Source organism: Flavobacterium notoginsengisoli, from assembly GCF_014207905.1.
Classification (GTDB): domain Bacteria; phylum Bacteroidota; class Bacteroidia; order Flavobacteriales; family Flavobacteriaceae; genus Flavobacterium; species Flavobacterium notoginsengisoli_A.
This window is the reverse complement of record NZ_JACHLB010000004.1, coordinates 486,080-506,330: the sequence shown is the minus strand read 5'-3', so window position 1 is coordinate 506,330 and position 20,251 is coordinate 486,080. Positions and strand designations below refer to the sequence as shown.

The 20,251-nt window shown below is 32.0% G+C and carries 22 protein-coding genes; 4 read left to right on the top strand and 18 right to left on the bottom strand.

Going from position 1 to position 20,251, the window contains the following annotated elements:
- The first annotated feature begins 2 nt into the window (after positions 1-2).
- The 4 genes from bglX (at position 3) to HNP35_RS15015 (ending at position 6,681) form a co-directional block, all read left to right on the top strand.
- A complete protein-coding gene (gene bglX / locus HNP35_RS15030; RefSeq protein WP_184163670.1) occupies positions 3-2,303 on the top strand; it encodes a beta-glucosidase BglX in 2,301 nt (766 codons plus the stop codon).
- A gap of 100 nt (positions 2,304-2,403) precedes the next feature.
- Positions 2,404-3,177: a glycerophosphodiester phosphodiesterase family protein gene (locus tag HNP35_RS15025; protein ID WP_184163667.1), complete on the top strand. Its 774-nt coding sequence runs from the start codon at positions 2,404-2,406 to the stop codon at positions 3,175-3,177.
- A gap of 23 nt (positions 3,178-3,200) precedes the next feature.
- Positions 3,201-5,123 (top strand): discoidin domain-containing protein, encoded by a 1,923-nt coding sequence (locus HNP35_RS15020; RefSeq protein ID WP_184163664.1) that lies wholly within the window; start codon positions 3,201-3,203, stop codon positions 5,121-5,123.
- Between the two features lie 166 nt (positions 5,124-5,289).
- Positions 5,290-6,681 (top strand): M20/M25/M40 family metallo-hydrolase, encoded by a 1,392-nt coding sequence (locus tag HNP35_RS15015; RefSeq protein ID WP_184163661.1) that lies wholly within the window; start codon positions 5,290-5,292, stop codon positions 6,679-6,681.
- Between the two features lie 72 nt (positions 6,682-6,753).
- Here the strand turns inward: HNP35_RS15015 and HNP35_RS15010 are convergent, their stop codons facing one another.
- From HNP35_RS15010 to HNP35_RS14925, 18 genes are all read right to left on the bottom strand, one after another.
- The gene (locus tag HNP35_RS15010) at positions 6,754-7,056 is read right to left on the bottom strand and encodes a hypothetical protein (RefSeq protein WP_184163658.1); all 303 of its coding nucleotides are present in this window, start codon (positions 7,054-7,056) and stop codon (positions 6,754-6,756) included.
- Positions 7,057-7,060: 4 nt separating this feature from the next.
- Positions 7,061-7,513 carry a hypothetical protein gene (locus HNP35_RS15005; RefSeq protein ID WP_184163655.1) on the bottom strand — a complete coding sequence of 151 codons (453 nt, stop codon included), beginning with the start codon at positions 7,511-7,513 and terminating at the stop codon, positions 7,061-7,063.
- Positions 7,514-7,600: 87 nt separating this feature from the next.
- Positions 7,601-8,275 (bottom strand): YiiX family permuted papain-like enzyme, encoded by a 675-nt coding sequence (locus HNP35_RS15000; RefSeq protein ID WP_184163652.1) that lies wholly within the window; start codon positions 8,273-8,275, stop codon positions 7,601-7,603.
- Between the two features lie 100 nt (positions 8,276-8,375).
- A complete protein-coding gene (locus HNP35_RS14995) occupies positions 8,376-9,281 on the bottom strand; it encodes a hypothetical protein (RefSeq protein WP_184163649.1) in 906 nt (301 codons plus the stop codon).
- 19 nt (positions 9,282-9,300) lie between these two features.
- Positions 9,301-10,119, bottom strand: coding sequence for a 3-deoxy-8-phosphooctulonate synthase (gene kdsA, locus HNP35_RS14990; RefSeq protein WP_184163646.1), 819 nt, complete (start codon positions 10,117-10,119; stop codon positions 9,301-9,303).
- 243 nt (positions 10,120-10,362) lie between these two features.
- Positions 10,363-10,785: a hypothetical protein gene (locus tag HNP35_RS14985; protein WP_184163643.1), complete on the bottom strand. Its 423-nt coding sequence runs from the start codon at positions 10,783-10,785 to the stop codon at positions 10,363-10,365.
- Positions 10,782-11,123 (bottom strand): hypothetical protein, encoded by a 342-nt coding sequence (locus HNP35_RS14980; RefSeq protein WP_184163640.1) that lies wholly within the window; start codon positions 11,121-11,123, stop codon positions 10,782-10,784. Before HNP35_RS14980 ends, HNP35_RS14985 begins: the two co-directional genes overlap by 4 nt.
- 33 nt (positions 11,124-11,156) lie before the next feature.
- Positions 11,157-11,858, bottom strand: coding sequence for a hypothetical protein (locus HNP35_RS14975; protein ID WP_184163637.1), 702 nt, complete (start codon positions 11,856-11,858; stop codon positions 11,157-11,159).
- A gap of 15 nt (positions 11,859-11,873) precedes the next feature.
- A complete protein-coding gene (locus HNP35_RS14970) occupies positions 11,874-12,326 on the bottom strand; it encodes a 2-dehydro-3-deoxyphosphooctonate aldolase (protein ID WP_184163633.1) in 453 nt (150 codons plus the stop codon).
- Between the two features lie 28 nt (positions 12,327-12,354).
- The gene (locus HNP35_RS14965) at positions 12,355-13,035 is read right to left on the bottom strand and encodes a lysoplasmalogenase (protein ID WP_184163631.1); all 681 of its coding nucleotides are present in this window, start codon (positions 13,033-13,035) and stop codon (positions 12,355-12,357) included.
- Positions 13,036-13,043: 8 nt separating this feature from the next.
- Positions 13,044-14,315 carry a sterol desaturase family protein gene (locus HNP35_RS14960; protein ID WP_184163628.1) on the bottom strand — a complete coding sequence of 424 codons (1,272 nt, stop codon included), beginning with the start codon at positions 14,313-14,315 and terminating at the stop codon, positions 13,044-13,046.
- A 64-nt stretch (positions 14,316-14,379) separates the two neighbouring features.
- Positions 14,380-14,655 carry an ATP-dependent Clp protease adaptor ClpS gene (locus HNP35_RS14955; protein ID WP_184163624.1) on the bottom strand — a complete coding sequence of 92 codons (276 nt, stop codon included), beginning with the start codon at positions 14,653-14,655 and terminating at the stop codon, positions 14,380-14,382.
- Between the two features lie 34 nt (positions 14,656-14,689).
- Positions 14,690-15,523 (bottom strand): 50S ribosomal protein L11 methyltransferase, encoded by an 834-nt coding sequence (gene prmA, locus HNP35_RS14950; protein ID WP_008462980.1) that lies wholly within the window; start codon positions 15,521-15,523, stop codon positions 14,690-14,692.
- Between the two features lie 217 nt (positions 15,524-15,740).
- Complete coding sequence (tpiA, locus tag HNP35_RS14945; RefSeq protein WP_184163621.1) at positions 15,741-16,493, bottom strand: triose-phosphate isomerase; 753 nt, start codon at positions 16,491-16,493, stop codon at positions 15,741-15,743.
- An 84-nt stretch (positions 16,494-16,577) separates the two neighbouring features.
- The gene (locus tag HNP35_RS14940) at positions 16,578-17,075 is read right to left on the bottom strand and encodes a TlpA family protein disulfide reductase (RefSeq protein ID WP_184163618.1); all 498 of its coding nucleotides are present in this window, start codon (positions 17,073-17,075) and stop codon (positions 16,578-16,580) included.
- A gap of 310 nt (positions 17,076-17,385) precedes the next feature.
- Positions 17,386-18,408 (bottom strand): hypothetical protein, encoded by a 1,023-nt coding sequence (locus HNP35_RS14935; RefSeq protein WP_184163615.1) that lies wholly within the window; start codon positions 18,406-18,408, stop codon positions 17,386-17,388.
- Positions 18,409-18,504: 96 nt separating this feature from the next.
- Positions 18,505-19,605 carry a BT_3928 family protein gene (locus HNP35_RS14930; RefSeq protein WP_184163612.1) on the bottom strand — a complete coding sequence of 367 codons (1,101 nt, stop codon included), beginning with the start codon at positions 19,603-19,605 and terminating at the stop codon, positions 18,505-18,507.
- Positions 19,606-19,690: 85 nt separating this feature from the next.
- A complete protein-coding gene (locus tag HNP35_RS14925; protein WP_184163609.1) occupies positions 19,691-20,233 on the bottom strand; it encodes a DUF1599 domain-containing protein in 543 nt (180 codons plus the stop codon).
- Between the last annotated feature and the right edge of the window lie 18 nt (positions 20,234-20,251).

The window sequence follows — 20,251 nt, the reverse complement described above, 5'->3', positions numbered from 1 at the left end:
GAATGAAAAACAAATTAGTCTTACTTTTTTTAGGATGCGCGGTTTTGGGTTATGCTCAAAAAAAGCCAGCTAAAAATACAGTGAAAATTAAACCAAAGTCTGAATTTGTGGCGGAATTGATGTCAAAAATGACTTTAGACGAGAAATTGGGTCAGTTAAACTTGCCAACATCTGGTGATATTACCACAGGGCAGGCTAACAGCTCAAATGTGGCAAAAAATATTGCTGAAGGTAAAGTGGGTGGTTTGTTCAACATTAAATCAGTTCAAAAAATTAAAGAAGTACAGAAGATTGCGGTTGAAAAAAGCCGTTTAAAAATTCCGTTGCTTTTTGGTATGGACGTAATTCATGGTTACGAAACAACATTTCCAATTCCGTTAGGATTGTCTTGTACTTGGGATATGGCTTTAATTGAAAGAAGTGCACAAATTGCTGCAAAAGAAGCAAGTGCAGACGGAATCAACTGGACATTTTCGCCAATGGTTGACATTTCTCGCGATCCAAGATGGGGTAGAGTTTCTGAAGGTTCTGGAGAAGATCCTTACTTAGGAGGACAAATTGCTAAAGCAATGGTAAATGGTTACCAACAACACGATCTTTCTAAAAACAACTCCATTTTAGCTTGTGTTAAACACTTCGCATTATATGGCGCACCAGAAGCTGGACGCGACTATAACACAGTTGATATGAGCCACATCAGAATGTTTAATGACTATTTTCCTCCTTACAAAGCAGCTGTTGATGCGGGTGTAGGTTCGGTTATGGCTTCTTTCAATGAAGTTGATGGAATTCCAGCAACAGGAAATAAATGGTTAATGACAGATGTTTTAAGAAAACAATGGGGTTTCAAAGGTTTTGTGGTGACAGATTTTACAGGTATTCCTGAAATGATTGAGCACGGAATGGGAAATCTTCAAGATGTTTCTGCTTTGGCATTAAATGCTGGAGTTGAAATGGATATGGTTGGAGAAGGTTTTTTAGGAACTTTGAAGAAATCATTAGATGAGAAAAGAGTTTCTATCGAAACAATTGACAATGCTGTTAGACTTATTTTAGAAGCAAAATACGATTTAGGATTATTCCAAGATCCATATAAATATTGTGATGAAAAGAGAGCTAAAACTGAAATCTTTACAATGGATAGCAGAAAAGAAGCTCGTCAAATTGCTGCACAATCATTGGTTTTATTAAAAAATCAAAATCAATTGTTGCCTCTTAAAAAATCTGGAACTATTGGTTTAATCGGACCATTAGCAGATGCTAAAGAAAACATGCCAGGAACTTGGAGTGTGGCTACTAAAATGGAAAATGCTGTTTCATTATTAAGAGGAATAAAAGAAGTTGCTGGATCTGGAACAAAAGTTTTGTACGCAAAAGGAAGTAACTTAGATTACGATGAAACTTTCGAAACAAACGCTACAATGTTTGGTAAAACCCTTCACCGTGATGCTCGTACAAAAGAAGAATTATTAGCTGAAGCTTTAAAAGTTGCAGAACAATCTGATGTAATTGTTGCCGCTTTAGGAGAATCTGCAGAAATGAGCGGAGAATCTAGCAGTCGTACAAATTTAGAAATTCCACAAGCTCAAAAAGATTTATTAAACGCGTTATTAAAAACAGGAAAACCAGTTGTTTTAGTTTTATTTGACGGACGTCCTTTAGTTATTACGGACGAAGAAAAAACGGTTCCAGCGATTTTAAATGCTTGGTTTGCGGGTACGGAAGCAGGTTACGCTATTGCTGATGTTTTATTTGGAGATGTAAACCCTTCTGGAAAATTAACTTCAACTTTCCCAAGAAGTGTTGGTCAATTGCCAATTTATTATGCACACAAAAATACAGGAAGACCACTTTCTAATACAGAAGGTAAATTCGAAAAATTCAGATCAAATTATATTGACGAAAGAAATGAAGCATTATTCCCATTTGGATTTGGTTTAAGCTATACGACTTTCGATTATTCAAATATTAAAATTTCTTCTGATAAAATGAATGCTTCAGGAAAATTAAAAGTAACAGTTGATGTAACAAACACTGGAAATTTTGACGGAAAAGAAACGGTTCAATTATACATTAGAGATTTAGTTGGTTCTGTAACAAGACCAGTTAGAGAATTGAAAGGTTTCCAAAAAATAACACTTAAAAAAGGTGAAAAACAAACAGTAAGTTTTGATATTACTGTTGAGGATTTAAAGTTTTATAACTCTGATTTACAATTCGTAGCAGAGCCTGGGCAGTTTGATGTTTTCGTTGGAGGAAATTCAAACGCCGATAAGAAAGTTAGTTTTGAGTTAACTAAATAGTTGGTTTATTGATTAGTAATTAGCCCTTCGCGTGTTTGGTTAGCGAAGGGCTTTTTTTTAAAGTCAAGAATCATTTTTGTAATTTTTAAACTACATTATTATGAATATTTTTAAAATAACGAGCCTAGTATTTCTTGTTGCTTTTTCGTCATGCAATGCTCAGAAAAATGCGATTGTTGCTCATCGTGGTGCATGGAAAAAAAATAATTTCCCAGAAAATTCGATAGCTTCTTTAAGACATGCAATTGATTTAAAATTGCCAGGCTCAGAATTTGATGTTTGGAGAACAGCCGACGATTCACTTGTAATTAATCATGATGCGCATTACAACAAATTGCTTATTGAAGAAACAAATTACGCCGATTTGATCAAGTTTAAATTGTCAAATGGAGAGAAACTTCCAACATTATACGAATATATTTCTGAAGGAATTAAAAACAATAAGCAGACGCTTTTAGTATGCGAAATAAAACCTTCTGAAATAAGTAAAGAAAGAGGACAAAAAACTGCTGTAGCAGCTGTCGAAACCATTAAAAAATTAAAAGCCAATAAAATTACCTGCTACATCAGTTTTGATTATGATATCTTAAAAAAGATTAGGACTATTGATTCAAAAACTTCTTTGCAGTATTTAGAAGGAAATAAATCTCCAAAAGAGGTAAAAGCTGATAAAATTAATGGAGTCGACTATCATTATTCTGTTTTTCAAAAACATCCTGAATGGATAAAAGAAGCCAAGGATAACAAAATTATTCTAAACGCTTGGACAGTAAACGAAGTGAAAGATATGGATTGGATTATTGATCATAAATTCAACTATATCACCACAAATGAACCCGAACTTTTAAAAGAAAGATTACAGGCAAAAAAATAATCTTTTAAACTTAAAATCTAACCATGAAAAATATATTTAAAAATCTTAAGCTGCCAGCTGTTTTGTTTGCTTTAATTTTTGCAAACAATATTACTGCACAAAAATTAGGTAAAACAGAATGGTTTGATCCTAATAAACCCGCTACAACTTATTGTAACCCAATCAATATTGGGTATAATTATACAACTTATAATCATAACGGAATTCCGTATTCTCGTCGTTCTAGTGCAGACCCCGTTATTATTACTTACAAAGGAGAATATTATTTATTTGCTACCAATCAGGCAGGTTTCTTTTGGAGTAAAGATATGTCAGATTGGAATTTTGTTTACGGAAGTTTCCAAAGACAACCAGGCGATGACGATCAATGTGCACCTGCCGCGTGGGTTGTAAATGACACTTTATTTTATGTAGGTTCAACTTGGAAAAGAGACCATCCAATCTGGAAAACTGCCGATCCAAAATCAGGAAGATGGACACGTCACGTAGACAAAGCAATGCTTCCAACTTGGGATCCAGCGATTTTTCAAGATGATGACAAAAAAGTATATATGTACTACGGTTCAAGTGGAAAGTTGCCTCTTGTTGGTGTAGAAGTAGATTATAATACATGGCTTCCAAAAGGAAATCAAGCTGACTATGCAGAATTGTATAAGGCTACAGAAGTTGAAGATATTCAAAAAGTTTATGGACAAGTTAAAGAAGTGGCTATTTTAGACCCTGCAGCTCACGGGTGGGAGCGTTTTGGACCAAATAATGATATGGAACCTGCACCTTGGGGGAATTTCATTGAAGGCGCTTGGATGACAAAACACAATGGAAAATATTATATGCAATATGGAGCGCCTGCAACCGAATTTAAAGGGTATGCAAATGGTGTTCACGTAGGTGATAATCCGTTAGGGCCATTTACGTATCAGAAACATAATCCGATGTCTTATAAACCAGGCGGATTTGTAATTGGAGCAGGACACGGAAATACTTTTGCAGATAATTATGGAAATTACTGGAATACTGGAACTTGTAAAATTTCAATTAAAGACCGTTTTGAACGTCGCATTGATATGTTTCCTGCCGGATTCGATAAAGATGATGTGATGTATTCTATAACTTCTTATGGTGATTTTCCAATCGTGTTGCCAACAAGTCAGCGAGATCAGACAAAAGGGAACTCAGCAGGATGGATGTTATTATCTTATAAAAAGCCTGTAACTGTTTCTTCATCTGAGGAATGTATGGAAGTAGAAACGCACAGAATGGACAATGGAGGAAAAAAAGTATATGAGAAATTCTGCTACGGTCCAGAAAATTTAACCGATGAAAATATCCAAACATATTGGTCGGCTAAAACAAATAATCCCGGAGAATGGCTTCAAATGGATTTGGGAAGACCGATGGAAATAAATGCTTTGCAAATTAATTATGCAGATCATAAAGCGACACAGTATAATAAAGCAATGGATATTTATTATCAATATAAAATATTCATGTCTGATGATGCTGTTAATTGGACTTTGGTTGTAGATAAATCTAAAAATGACAAAGATGCTCCACACGATTATGTAGAGCTTACAAAATCATTTAAAGCACGTTACATCAAAATGGAAAATATTCACAACGCTTCTGGTTTATTTGCAATTTCAGATTTCAGAGTTTTTGGAAACGGACTAGCAGCAAAACCAAAAGTGGTTGCTTCATTTAAAGTAGACAGAAATAAAGCAGATTCTAGAAACGCAATGATTTCTTGGAAAAAACAAGCAGATGCTATTGGTTATAATATTTATTACGGAATTGATCCAGACAAATTATATAACAGCATCATGGTTTACTCTGATAATAGTTATGATTTTAGAGGACTAGATAAAGGAACTAAATATTATTTCACAATTGAGCCTTTTAATGAAAATGGTATTGGCCAAAAAAATAAGATTATCGAAGTAAAATAGATCTTATTTTATAATTATCTAAAAGCTCCGATTGCAAATTGTCGAATTTGTAATTGGAGCTTTTTTTTGAGAAAAGGTTGAAGAAAAAGCTCTCGAACTGTCCGAAATTTTGTTTCTTTGTGAATGTGCTGAAAGCACTATAAACTCCAAAATTACTAGAAAAACTATGAAAAAAACGATTCTTTTAACTGCTTTAGTTTTAAACGGATTGACATCTTTTGCCCAGTCAAATGATGAGAAAAACATCAAATTATTTTATAAAAAAGCTTTAACTGAAGCAAAATGTTACACTTGGTTAGAATATTTGTCTAATGATATCGGAGCTCGTTTATCTGGCTCAAAAGGGGCTGCAGAAGCGGTAGAATACACAAAGAGACAATTGGAATCTTTAGGCTTAGATAAAGTTTATCTTCAGGAAGTAATGGTTCCGCATTGGGTTCGTGGAGAAAAAGAAACGGCTTATATTTTAAATGGGAAAGAAAAAACTGTAGTTCCGATTTGTGCATTAGGAGGATCTGTAGCAACTCCAAAAACTGGTCTTACAGCAGAAATTATCGAAGTTCAAGGAATTAAAGAATTAGCAGAATTAGGAGCTGATAAAGTAAAAGGAAAAATTGTGTTTTACAACAGACCAATGAACCCTGAAAACATTGAAACTTTTACTTCTTACGGAGCTTGCGTTGATCAAAGATATGCTGGAGCAAAAGAAGCTGCAAAATTAGGAGCGGTTGGAACAATTGTTCGTTCGATGAATTTACGTTTAGATGATTTTCCTCATACGGGAGCTCAAAGCTATGGTGATCTGCCAAAAGAACAGTATATTCCGACAGCTGCAATTAGTACAAATGGAGCCGAATTGTTGAGCAAATCATTGAAAAGAAATCCAGCATTGAAATTCTATTTCAAACAATCTTGCGAAACTTTGCCAGATGCTTTGTCTTATAACGTAATTGGAGAGTTAACAGGAACTGTAACTCCAGAAAATATTATGGTTGTTGGAGGACATTTAGATTCTTGGGATTTAGCAGACGGTTCTCACGACGATGGAGCAGGAGTTGTGCAGAGTATGGAAGTAATTCGTATTTTGAAAAACTTAAACTACAAACCTAAAAACACTATCCGTGTTGTTTTATTTATGAATGAAGAAAACGGCGGAAAAGGTGGTGCCAAGTATGAAGAAGTTTCAAAACAAAACAAAGAAAACCACATTTTTGCTTTAGAAAGTGATTCAGGTGGATTCTCGCCACGCGGATTTTCAATTGAAGCTGATGATGTTAATTTGAAAAAAATTCAAGCTTATAAAGACCTTTTTGAGCCTTATTTGGTTCACAGTTTTACAATTGGTCATGCAGGTTCAGATATCAGCCATTTAACTTCGCAAGCTATTGTTAAAGCGGGACTAAAACCAGATTCTCAACGTTATTTTGATTATCACCACGCAGCAAACGATAAATTTGATGCTATCAATAAAAGAGAATTGGAACTTGGTGCAGCAACAATGACTACATTAATGTATTTACTAGACCAAAACGGAATTGAGATTAAAAAAGCTAATTAAAGTTTTAAAATAAAATCTGAAAAGCCATAAGTTTTTACTTGTGGCTTTTTTTTTATGATTAAAATTTTTAAATCAAGATTTCATCACAATCAAATAATAAAAAAAAGTGATCGGAATATTTGATAGTAGAATTACTATTTTAAAGCCAATGTTTTTTCGCTGAAATGGTAAATAAATAAATTTTTCTATTAAATGGAAAAACATTATCACATTTACAATTATAGAAAAAAGTGCAAAAGGCCAGGCAATAACCAAAACAGTAGAATTTTCATTTGAAATTATGTACAGCATAAATAAAATCGTGCTGATTATAAAGGTACCAATCGCCAATTCGATTGACTGTTTTTCTTCAAAATTTTTCTGAATCGTTTTCATGATTTTAAATATTAAAAGTTTGTTGAAGTGTTTGAACTGGTAGAAAAAGCATTTTAGAAAAATCTAAGTAATGAAAGGAATGCGCTTTTTTACCTCGTTTAAATTGTTGAATGAAATAGTTTATTCTCTTCGGATAAAAGGTCGTTCCAGTTAGAATGACCATATACAAATACAAGCTTCTTTTACCATTTCCGAAGAGATAATACTGCATTCCGATTTCTTCATAAACAGAAACTCCTGTATTAGTGAGAATATGAATAATGTCGTGATCTTCCAGCTTTTCTTGAATATCAAAATTATTTTTGTGAAGAAAATTTCCTAAAACTAGTCCAAGACTTTCTGTCGGATAAGTCAGTAATTGTGATTTGTCAATATTCCAAGGTTGGTTTGTCTTAAAATATTTTTGATACGGCTTTTTAGAAGACTCGTATAGTTTTTCAATCAAATAATCTCTCATATAAATATTTTTTAAAAGCTCTTTGAATTTCAAAGTTAATTAGCAAATAAAAAAGCTAGAATGAATAAAGGACTAGCTTTTAAAATATTAATAAGTGTCTACGACTGTTTTTAATAAATTAGAATCGGAAAGGTCAGAAGGTGCAACGACTTTTTCTTCTAATGGAATATCGTTTCCATAACGTTCCTTTAGTATTTTCTGAACTCTTGGATCTTGTAAATTAAAATCTTTCAATTCTCGAAGCTTAGAAAGCTCAATTCCAGCTACGTTTTTATAGATTTTCCAAATCAATTCAGAACAGTAGATTCTGTTATCTGTCCACTCAAAATAGGCATCATACTCTTTACCATCAAATTGCTGACTATACGTTTTCATTTTCTGTAAAATCTCTGGATTTAAAGCGCTTTCGTTTTTTAATCTTTTCACGACATATTTGCTGCCTCTTCCATGTTTGATCCAATCTTCGATAGGAGTTAGTTTTACAGGCTGAACTGCTTCAAAAACAAACCATTTTCCGTTTATGTCGTAAATAATTCCGCAATGAGAAAACTTTGAATTAGTAGCAATACGAACCGCTTCACATTGCGGTGATTCTGAAGTCTGAAAAATAAGATCACCGTCCTTAAATTTATTTGCAGCAACTTTTTCTTGTTTGGCTCCAGTAAACGGATTATTAGGAAAAACTTTGATAGCCACAAATAATGCACAAGCAAAACTTAAGATAAAAGTAACTAGCGGAAATAGAAATTTTCTCTTTTTCATAAAGTATAAATTAAAGTACTTTGAAATACAAAGTAAATAATAAAAAAAATAGCTGCCAAATAAAATGACAGCTATTTTCTAAATATATTTTTTGCAAATATTAGATTCTAAAAATTCCTCCAACAGCAATAATTCTTTGGAAATAAGTAAAATGCTGAGAAGCTTTATCTTCATTGCTTATTGTAGTTTTAATATCTGGCATGTTGATGTAACCACCTTTTAACTCTCCTTGTACATAGAAGTGTTTGAAAAAAGTAATGTTTAAACCAGCTTTTGCAGAAACTCCGTAACCAGAAACATGAAAATCATCATGACGCTCTTTTCCTAAAATAGTAGTATTGGTTTTTGGATATAAAACTCCAGCACCTAATCCTTCGGTTAAGTTAATCTGAACTTTATCAATATTTGGTAAGCCAAACCATTTAGAAATATCATCAAATCTGGCAATTTCAGTATTAATGTAGTTCAAACCATCAGTATGTTCATACATTAAAAAAGCTGGACCACTTGTGTTTATTTCACCATTACCATAACCACCTTCTTTAGCTCCGCCTTGAGACATATCTACAGGAGTATGGTTGTAATTGCCATTGTAAATTGACGCGGGATCATCTGCAGGTAAATTGATGTTTCCGGTAACATTTGCAATTTGATCCTGTGACATTACATATTTCATGTGGTCAACACCAATTGTTACGCTATAATGATCGCTAAAAAAGTAACCCAATCTCAAATTCGTTTGAGGAATTGTCATATTAGCAGGATTAATATAATCTACATGCCAACCTTTTGGTTTGTCATGAGCTCTCATGTTTTCAACTGTAAAGTCGTAATCATTACCTCTAAAACGGACATCAGATTTTGAGTAACTTTCTCTGTTTCCACCCCACATCACAAAGAATTTTCCTTTATTATGCGCAGCGTATTTTTGTACTGGAATTTCTTCCTGAGCAAATGTGTTTAAAGAAACACAAATCAGTAAGAAAAATAAAATTTTTGTTTTCAAAGAACTTAAATATTATAAATTAAAATGCGTTAACTGTTTTTCTGATAGCAACTAACTTGTTCATTAAACCTTCGAAATAATCTAAATGAAGCATATTAGCGCCATCACTTTTTGCGTTTGCAGGGTCAAAGTGAGTTTCGATAAAGATTCCGTCAACTCCAACTGCGATACCAGCTTTTGCTACTGTTTCAATCATGTCAGGTCTTCCGCCTGTAACTCCAGCAGTTTGATTTGGCTGTTGTAGAGAATGCGTAACATCCAAAACTGTAGAAGCATATTGCTGCATAGTAGGAATTCCTCTAAAATCTACAATCATGTCTTGGTAACCAAACATAGTACCACGATCTGTAACCATTACATTTTCGTTATTACAATCTAGTACTTTTTGTACAGCATGTTTCATGCTTTCTGGGCTCATAAATTGTCCCTTTTTCAAGTTAACCACTTTTCCAGTGTTTGCGGCAGCAACAACAAGATCAGTTTGACGAACTAAGAAAGCAGGAATTTGAAGAACATCTACATATTGAGCAGCCATATCAGCATCTTCATTGGTGTGAATATCTGTAACTGTCGGAACATGAAATGTTTCTGAAACTTTTCTTAAGATTTTTAAAGCTTTTTCGTCACCAATTCCAGAGAAACTGTCAATTCTAGAACGGTTTGCTTTTTTAAAAGATCCTTTAAATACATAAGGAATCTGAAGATTGTCGGTAATACCAACTAATTTTTCAGCAATTCTTAGCGCCATTTCTTCTCCTTCGATAGCGCAAGGCCCCGCCAATAAAAAGAAATTCCCGCTGTCAGTATGCTTAATTTGAGGAATATGTTGTATGTTCATAATATGATTTTTTGACAGTGCAAAGGTAGTTATGATTTATGAGTTTCAGATTAAGATTTAAGATTATTTTATGAAGCTATTCCTGCTATTCGCTACAATATTTTTCTCTTAAACTTTTTTTTCCAATGTCTGTTCAGGAGCTTCCTTCGGTCGCTCTGCCCAGCCAGGAAAAAATAAGTTTAAGAGAAAAATGATTTCCGCTTCTATCAGGGCTAGAATTTAGTGGAATTAAGAAAATTTAAGTTAATTAAAAGATTGAATAATTTCCTTTTGAGATTTTATTTTTATTTTAATTTTCTCTAATTCTTCTTCGGCAGGAATTCTGTTTGCTATAGTTTTAATAATTATAAAATTGTCAGAAGAAACGGCTCTAATTTCTTGATATTTTTTTTCGTTTTGATGAAGGACTAATTCTTTAACATCCTGAAGTTTTAGTCTTTTTTTTATTTTTATAAACCCAAAAGGGAACATGTAAATTCCAGAAATTATTTCATTTCCTTTTAGTTTTACAGAATGAGTTAGATGAAATAAATTTATGATTAGAAATAATAATAGAAGATTTTCAGATAAATTTTCGAGGAAATCAAATGTGAGCCCAAATATTGGCGCGCATATAAATAACAAATAAAAGATTGGATGAATTAATTCTTCTCTGTTTAACGTCATGCTATACTAGATTTCGTTCTATTTTTCTTCCAGATAATGATAATGAATTGAACAAGAATAAGAGCCGTTAAAAGAGCAATTAAAAATAGTATAGAAATTAAAATTCCAGCCAGAGGCGTTCCGCATCTGAGTTGATCTGGATGTTCATCAAAATATTTAGAGAAATTATAGAGAGAAAGTGAATATAAGGCAATAGAAATAACTATTTGCGAAACAAAAGTAATTAAGGAAATCTTTCCAAAACTCATTGAAGTGTTTTTGTAAATAGCTTTTGTTCCATAGGTAAACTGGAAAATTAATGGAGAAAATAATAAGATTGGATATAATATTGTTAACATATTGATATTTAATTATTGTTTGTTAAAAGCGTGTTATCGCATCCAACCTTCAACGATATAATTTCTTTCGGCAATTTTATATTCTTTTTTGTTTTGAGGAATAAACCATAATTCAATTCTTGCGGCGTATTTATCTCCCCAAGAGCCTTCGTAAATAGTAAATTCGCCAGAATAAAGCTTAGGCTCTAAATTTTCAACTTTTATATCAGATCTATTTTTTATTCTATCTTCAGATAATCTGTCGTTACTCGTAATTTCAAATGCTTTGATGTAGAAATGCCCTAGTTCTTTCGGTTTTGCATTTATATAGAAATTATAAATTCCAGGTTGACTCAAACAAGATAAAACCAAATTATTTTTCTCAAATTCTTTATCTTCAGGAATTGAGTCTAAAGGTTTTGAGATTTCGATATCATTTGGTATAACTTTATGAGCTCCATAAAAATCAGGAGGAGAAAAAAGGAAAAAAAGTCCTAACCAAAGAAATAAAAAAAATGAAATTATAAGCTGTGGAAATAAAAAATACCATTTTCCAATTACAATCTGTACAATTGATGAGATAATATTTCCAGCAATATTTAAATAAATGGTAAATAAAAAGGCATCTATTAAAAAATCTCTTTTTAAGATGCTGCCCAACATATACAATCCAATAGGAATTACATAGAAAGCTATTGGTAACCACCAAGTTTTAAAATACTTTATTAGAGCATTCTTTATCTGAACAAATATCATTCTATTAAAAAGTATTTAATTTTGTTTCAATCTCAGTCCCATCGGAACCATTAAAATTCCTTTTTCATAAACATTCAAATACAGTTTAATTGGTTTTTTTTGGCCTTCCCATTTCAATTCGTAAACATTCAAGAATCCAGCGCCCATATTGCTTCTTTTTGTCGGAAACGGACAACAGGTTTCTAATTTTGTGTACGTTATTTTTTCGCCACTTGGTCCGGCCAAAGCGTTAAGAAAACGAGATTCGTTTAAAGATTCATTGTTGGTGTTTTGGAAAAATATATTCACGGGATAATCAGGATCGTAACCGTATTTTTTATCCTTTGCAAATTGATTAATGACAAAAGTATTATCTTTTTTCAGAACCAAATCTGGAGCATTATCGTCTACATTTTTTAACGTTGATTTTGTACTTACACAAGAAGTTACTGAAATTAATAAGACAATAAAAAAGGCAATTTTTTTCATGAGGTTTGGTTGTTATTGAAGGAACTAATTATTCCTTTATTTTCTTTGGATTTAGTTTTAAAATACCTAAAACAATCAGATATTGTGCCAGAAGATAAGTTAGCATAATAAAAAACGAGCTTTTTGGAATTGGAGCATAAAATTTATTTACAGCTAAAATACTATCAGAAACAACAAAGAAAAAGGCACCAAGAAAAACCAAAAAGTTACCTGGTTTTTCCCAGACTAAAAGTCCATTAACTGCAAACAATAACATAATCGATATTATCGAAGCATAAACACTGACAGGAATTTCAAGATCTCCTAGATGTGGCATTAGAAAAGAAACCATTCCAATGAGATACAAGGCAATCAGAATGCTTCCAATAATAAACAACGATTTATTTTGTTTTTTCCTGATCCTATTCTGTTTATTAAATAAAATGCAATAGAGAATATGTGCTGTTAAAAAGGCCACAAGACCGAGTATAAAATAGATTTCGCCAAGATCGGTAAAAAGCAAAATGACATCTCCAACCCATGAAAAAAAGAGCGCCGCAAGCAAGGTGTTTTGTGTTGGAAATTTTCTGTAGAAATAAGCTCCAAATCCAATGACGGGAATTAAAATTGGTTTTAAAAACAAATCAAAACGGTCTAAACTTGACAAAAGAATAATTAGATAGACTATACTGAACGCAATATAAATCTTGAAAAAGTAAGAATTTCTCATAATAGGGGTTATGAATTTATATATTGGTTTTGGTTGATTTTAAATTCAAAATTTACAAAATAAATTGTTACCAGAGAAGATAAGATCAGATAGGCAAAAATAATATAATTACTAATTGGAATTACACGATTTAATCCGAACCAATCGCCATAGTAGCTGATAATGCAAATTACAAATCCGAATCGTGCCATTTCCCAAAATAGAGCAAATTTACTTTTGTCCATTAATTCACTATAACTGTAGATGGTTAGGAAAATGAAAAATCCGTAAACAAATATATTTGGAAGACCAATTTTAGCAATATTATCAAATAAATAGCTTACAAAAAGTAGCGTAATTAAAACCTGAGCTACCGACCAGTAAATTAATCTTTGTGAATTTTGAGTTCCATACTTTTCAAAATTGAAAACATTTTCAATTTTGTTTACCGGATATTTTTCTTCAAAATTTTCTGGACGCCAACCAGTTGGTTTAAACCAAATCGTGAATTTGTCTTTCCATTTTGGAGCACGCCATGCATCAGAAATTAATAAACTTAAATGCTGAAAGTTTATTTTTATCGGATTCCAAGTATTGGCTGGTCTCGTGATTCCGAATACAGGCGGAACATCATCTAATTCTTCTTGGAAAGTGCCGAAAAGTTTATCCCAAAAAATAAAAATCTGTGAATGATTTTTGTCTAAATATTCTGGATTTATGGCATGATGCACACGATGATGCGAAGGAGTAACCAAAATATGTTCTACAAAACCCATTTTTTTAATGTGTTTGGTATGATACCAAAACTGAAGAAATAAATGAATAGGAAGCGTAATAGCAATTACAGAAGCTGGAACTCCGAGTAATGCCGCAGGAATTAATAAAAAAGTAAATAGATTAACCAAACTAGCAATAGGCTGGCGAAGTGCACAAGCCAAATTAAACTCTTCACTACTATGATGAATCGCATGTTTGTTCCAAAGAAAATTGATTTGATGTGCCAATCTATGACTCCAATAGCCATAAAAATCAATGACAAAAAAAGCAATAAAATAGGAGAGAACATTGGCTTCTAAATGCTGTAAAGCAATTTTTGAAACCAGCCATTCATAAGAAAGAAATGTAACGCTTAATCCTAAAACATCTTTGACAGAATTTGTAATTCCAGAACTAATGCTTGATACGCTGTCAATTAGAGGAGCCGTATCATTTTTGGTGTAAATGCCGTATATTTTTTCGATGATAATGAGAGTCAAAAAAATAGGCATTGCAATAATTAATATTTTTCCATATTCCTCCATAAAAAAAGCATTCTATTTCATTCAAATATAGAATAAAATAGAATGCTTTTTAAATTATTTGCAATTAAACAATTTCAGCGCTAAGACCAGCTTCTAAAAGTTGCGTACATTGAGGTTTTAGTTTTTCTATCGGACCAGTCTTTACAGTGCATTTCCCGTTGTAATGTACAATTAAAGAGCATTGCTCTGCTTGTTCTGCCGTATGGTCGCAAACGCGCATCAAAGTATCAATAACATGATCAAATGTATTTACATCATCGTTATACATTATAATTTCGTTATTAAAAACAACCGCTTCTTTCTCACGGACTTTTTCTCTTACTTTTTCTTTAGTACTCATCTTATTTAGTTTATGTACTTTGTAATTACTAAATCTAATTTACGTATTTTAGTGATACCCAGTTGTTTCTTTGTAGCTTTTTAACATACGTTAACCCTTTTTCAACACAAGAAGCATCTATAAACGGAATGTCTTCTTCGTAGAAACCACTAAAAAGAATAATTCCTTTTGGGTTCAAAGCATCAACATAAGCCTGCATATCATTCAACAAAATATTTCTGTTGATATTGGCGATAATCAAATCGTATTTTTTACCAGCCAATAAAGCCGCATCGCCCTCATAAACGCTAATATGTTTGCAGTTATTGCGCTCCGCATTTTCTATCGAATTTAAATAACACCAATTATCAATATCAATTGCGTCAATTGGTTCTGCGCCTTTCATTTCAGCTAAAATAGCTAAAATGGCAGTTCCGCAACCCATATCAAGAGTTTTAAGACCTTTCACATCCATTTCTAATAAATGCTGAATCATCATATGAGTCGTTTCGTGATGGCCCGTTCCAAAACTCATTTTTGGTTCGATTACAATGTCAAATTCTGCATCAGTTTTTTCATGAAAAGGAGCACGAACATGGCATTTACCGTCAACATCAATTGGCTCGAAGTTTTTTTCCCATTCCTCATTCCAGTTAACCTGATCGATTTCTTCAATTGTATATTCAATTTTAAACTCTTCAGATTGTAGAATATAAATATCATCCAGAATATTCTCGTCCCATAAATCTTTTTTCACAAAAGCCGAAATTCCGTTTTCTGTTTCGGTAAAACTTTCAAACGCTTTTTCTCCCAATTCTGCCACTAAAATTTCAGAACCTAATTCTTTTGGCTCAATTGTAAAATGATATCCTAAATAGATGTTTGACATAAATAAAAATTTTTGCAAAGGTAATTCTTAAATTATAAACTTCAATTTAAAAAATCCAAATTAAGATCAAATTCCAATTAAAAAAATCCAAATTCCAAAACGAAAAAACCATTCGCTATGCGAATGGTTTTTTGTAAAATCTAAAATCTAAAATCTAAAATCTAAAATCTAAAATCTAAAATCTAAAATCTAAAATCTAAAATCTAAAATCTAAAATTTAGATAGCCGTTACGATAGCTAAGAAATCATCAGCTTTTAAAGCAGCACCTCCAATTAAACCACCATCTACGTCTGGTTTAGAGAAGATTTCTTTTGCGTTTTCTGGTTTTACAGAACCACCGTATAAAATAGAAACTTCATCAGCGATTTCGGCTCCAAAAGCTTTACGGATCGTTTCTCTAATGAATTCGTGCATTTCTTGTGCTTGTTCTGGTGAAGCAGTTTCTCCAGTTCCGATAGCCCAAACTGGCTCATAAGCTAAAACAACTTTAGACCAAGATTCTTTTGCGATGTGGAAAACTCCGTCACGCAATTGGTTTTCTACGATATTGAAATGATTATCAGATTGACGGTCTTTTAATTCTTCTCCGAAACAGAAAATAACTGTCATGTCATGTTTTAAAGCTGTATCAACTTTGTTTGCGATTAAAGCATCACTTTCGTGGAAAATAGCTCTACGCTCAGAGTGACCTAAAATTACTGTGTTAACCCCAATGCTAGTTAACATATCAGCAGAAATTTCTCCTGTAAAAGCACCACCTTCAGCTTGGTGAACGTTTTGAGCAGAAACTCCAATAGTTGTATTTTTTAATTTTGTAGCCGCTGCTTGTAAATTTACAAATGTTGGAGCCACAATAACTTGTGCATTCGTTTTTGCTGGAATTTTAGCAATTAACTCGTTTAATAATTCTTCAGTCTGTGCCGCATTTTTATGCATTTTCCAGTTTCCTGCAACAATTGATTTTCTCATTTTGGTAGTTTTTATTATTTTTTAATTTTTTGTTTTTGAAGGGTGTCAAAATTCAATTTTGACATTGATATTGTTATTGAAAAATTATTTCAAAGATTTTAAAGTTTCATCGATTTTAGCAAAATCGGTTTCGATAGCGCGGTAAAGCACAATTTTTCCCGTTTTGTCCACAACAATGTATCTTGGAATCCAGTCTAAATCTATCGCTTTTCCGAAAAGGCCTTTCATTCCGTCATTCATCATGTAATGATCACCTTTGTTTAATTCGTGTTTTTCGATTCCAGCTTTCCATTTATCAGCCGTTTTATCAGCCGAAATGAATAAGTAAGATACATCTGGATTGTTGGCTTGTAATTCTTTTAATTTCGGCATTGCTTTTACGCAGTCACCACACCATGAAGCCCAAACTTCGATAACTAAAGTTTTGCCTTTGTATTTTTTTAAGATGTTTTTAAATGTAGTTTGACTGTCGTCTGTTCCTAATAATTTTTCAGCTAGAGCTTCTTTTGAGAAAGCTGTTTTTTGAGCTTGAGTGCAAGAAAAGGTAATAAATGCAATTACTACTAAAGCAATTTGTTTCATATGTAAAATAAATTATTTTAAAATTAAGTACTGAATTCACAAAGTTAAACAAACAAATTGAAAGCCAAATGGAGATTAACAAAATTTGAAGACTCGTTTGTTTTGTAACAATAAGTTAAATTTTGGTTAGAAAAACGAGAATGAAATCGTAATAGTAGAGGAGATCTTTAAGCAATTTTTTAATCTTTAATTTTCGAAACAGAAAAAAAAGACTGATTTTTTGATTTTAAGAATAAATTTGAGGGTAAAAAAACGTCAGATTTGAAAAAAAAACTCAATAAATTTTAATCATTGATGACATCTTTGTTTGTCATTTCTTTTTTACAAAATGATTGTATGTCATTAAAAAAAATGGGAATGTTATAAAAGTTAGCCAAATTATAAATTGTCTTGGAACAATTTCGAAATAATAATTAAAAAAGAAAATAGTACCAACAAAAAGAATACAGAACTTAGAATCTGATTTGCTTACTTGTGTATCTGAATATCTATCAATGTGTTCATTTTTGAGTTCACTTACTTTATTAGAATATTTTACAAAGAAGAACATTTTCCAACTTGGCAGAAAACCAATAAGCATCATGAAATTCTGAATCATGTAAATGCTTGAAACGCCTAAAAGGAAATATTGAATGGCAATATAAGTTCCTTGTACCAATTCATTAGTACTTACGATATTTCCATTATAAAAAATCCCATGTAAATTATCGATTGCAAAAAACATCATAATTATCGAACTCCAGATGCTTAGGATTAGTTTTATTGTATCAGACAGATAAATTTTAGTAAAAGCATTAAAAAGAGAAAATAAGGAAAGTGAAATTACGATAATAAGAAATATTCTTAAGATGATATTATCAAATCTTGCCAAGCCATTATCTATAACCCAATAAATCATAGATATAGAAAGTATCAAAGTTGTACCTTCCGTCAATTGAGGAGCAATTCTTTTCTTATTAAATATTCGTGAATAAATAACATATATAATGAAGAAAGCAATTGGCCAAGCTAAAATACTTACATTTAAAATAAGCATTAAATCAAATTTTGCATTAGGCGAGATATAATATAAAAAGAGACCTAAAGAAAAAGTGAGAACAAAAGAAATGATTCCTATTAAAAAAGCTGTTGTCCATGTTTTTGTAATTTTTTTACTTTCAAAAATAACACCTGCTATTAATGCAAGAATATGAAGAGGAATCAAATGAACACCTTCAGTTTCGTAAAATTTAAAATCACAGATTGTGTAAAGAATTAAAAAGAATAGAAATGTAAAAAGGTAAGTATTTTTAGAAAACGTGGCAGTTAATTCATTTTTAAATTTTGAACTCATATTTATTACTTGGTATATTGTTTATTCAAAAAAACGCCAATAAATCTAAAAAAAGAATATTGGCGTTCTGTAAAAATATCTGGTATTTTAAACTTCTTAAAGTTTTAAATCATCAACATCATTATAATGTACTTTTTGACCGATAGTTCCATGATGTACAACTACAATACTTGGATTTGCTCTTTCAACAGTTTTTAAAGCTGTTCCATCACAGAAATAAAATTCAGTATCTAAATTATATTGTTTTTTGGCTTTTGCAATTTCATCAGCTCCAGAAGCGGTCATTCCAATTACTTTATAGCCTTTTGCTTTTGCATCAGCGCTTACTTTTGCTAATTTTTTCATTCCGTCAGGATTTGATAAATTCAAATCGTAAGTAACGAAAATCAATAATTTTGGTTCTTTTAATAATTCTTCTTTGTAGTCAGAATCATCTTTTGTCATGGTGAAATCGTGAATTGGCGGAACATAACCTTCAGAAATCACTTTGTCTTTTCTGTCTACAAATGTCGCGCCTTCTGGAATATTCATTAAATCTTTTTCTGTAAATTCTTTATCCACGCCATTTACTTTGTAGATGAAAATCATTTCTACAACCGATTTTGGAGCGCCTTCTGGAATTTCCATTCCTTTTTCAATATTTGTTCCCACTTTATATGGACGGAAATCTTTTATCGGATTGTGATTTAAAACCCAAACCGCCATAAAAACACATAGAATAATGCTGATTAATACGACGATATTCGTAACCATTTTTGAAAATAATGGTTTCACTAATTTTTTATTGATGAATAAAATCAGAATGAAGAAAAGTAAAACCACATCTTTTGTGAAAGACTGCCAAGGTGTTAGGTGTAAGGCATCTCCAAAACAGCCACAATCTTTTACCACATCAAAATAGGCAGAGTAGAAGGTAAGGAAGGTAAAGAAAACAATTAAAAGCAATAAAGCCCAAATCGTTAATTTTGATTTGTAACCTACTAAAAGCATTACGCCTAGTACAACTTCTAGAATTACCAAAAAGATAGCTAATCCTAAAGCTAAAGGCTCTAAAAATGGCATATTGAAAACGGGTTCACTGAAATATTCAGCCAGTTTGTAAGAGAAACCAACTGGATCGTTTAGTTTGATTAATCCGGAAATAATAAATAGGACACCGACAAATAATCGGGAGAATTGGGTAATGATGTTTTTCATGTTGTATAGAATTGGGTTAAATCCCAAAAATTAAATTCCAAATTCCAAGTTTAGCATTGGAATTTGGAATTTTAAATTTGGAATTTTATTTAGTAATAGGATTTAAAATCAATGCAAAAACAGAATAATTAATCATATCCTGATAATTGGCATCAATTCCTTCAGAAACTATTGTTTTTCCTTTGTTGTCTTCAATTTGCTTGACACGAAGTAATTTCTGTAAAATCAAATCGGTTAAAGAGCTTACACGCATATCACGCCAAGCTTCTCCGTAATCATGATTTTTAGCTTCCATTAAATCTTTCGTTAATTTTACTTTAGCATCGTACAATTCAGTTGCTTTTTCAACATCCAAATCAGGCTGATCTACAACACCTAATTCTAACTGAATCAAAGCCATAATAGAATAATTGATGATTCCGATAAATTCTCCTTTTTCGTCTTCATCTACTTTACGGACTTCGTTTTCCTGTAAACTTCTGATTCGTTGTGCTTTTATGAAAATCTGGTCAGTTAGCGATGGTAGTCTTAAAATTCTCCATGCACTGCCGTAATCTGTCATTTTATTGATAAACAACGTACGGCAAACCGCGATAACATTATCAAATTCTTGGGAAGTATTCTTCATTTATATGCTGTATATTTG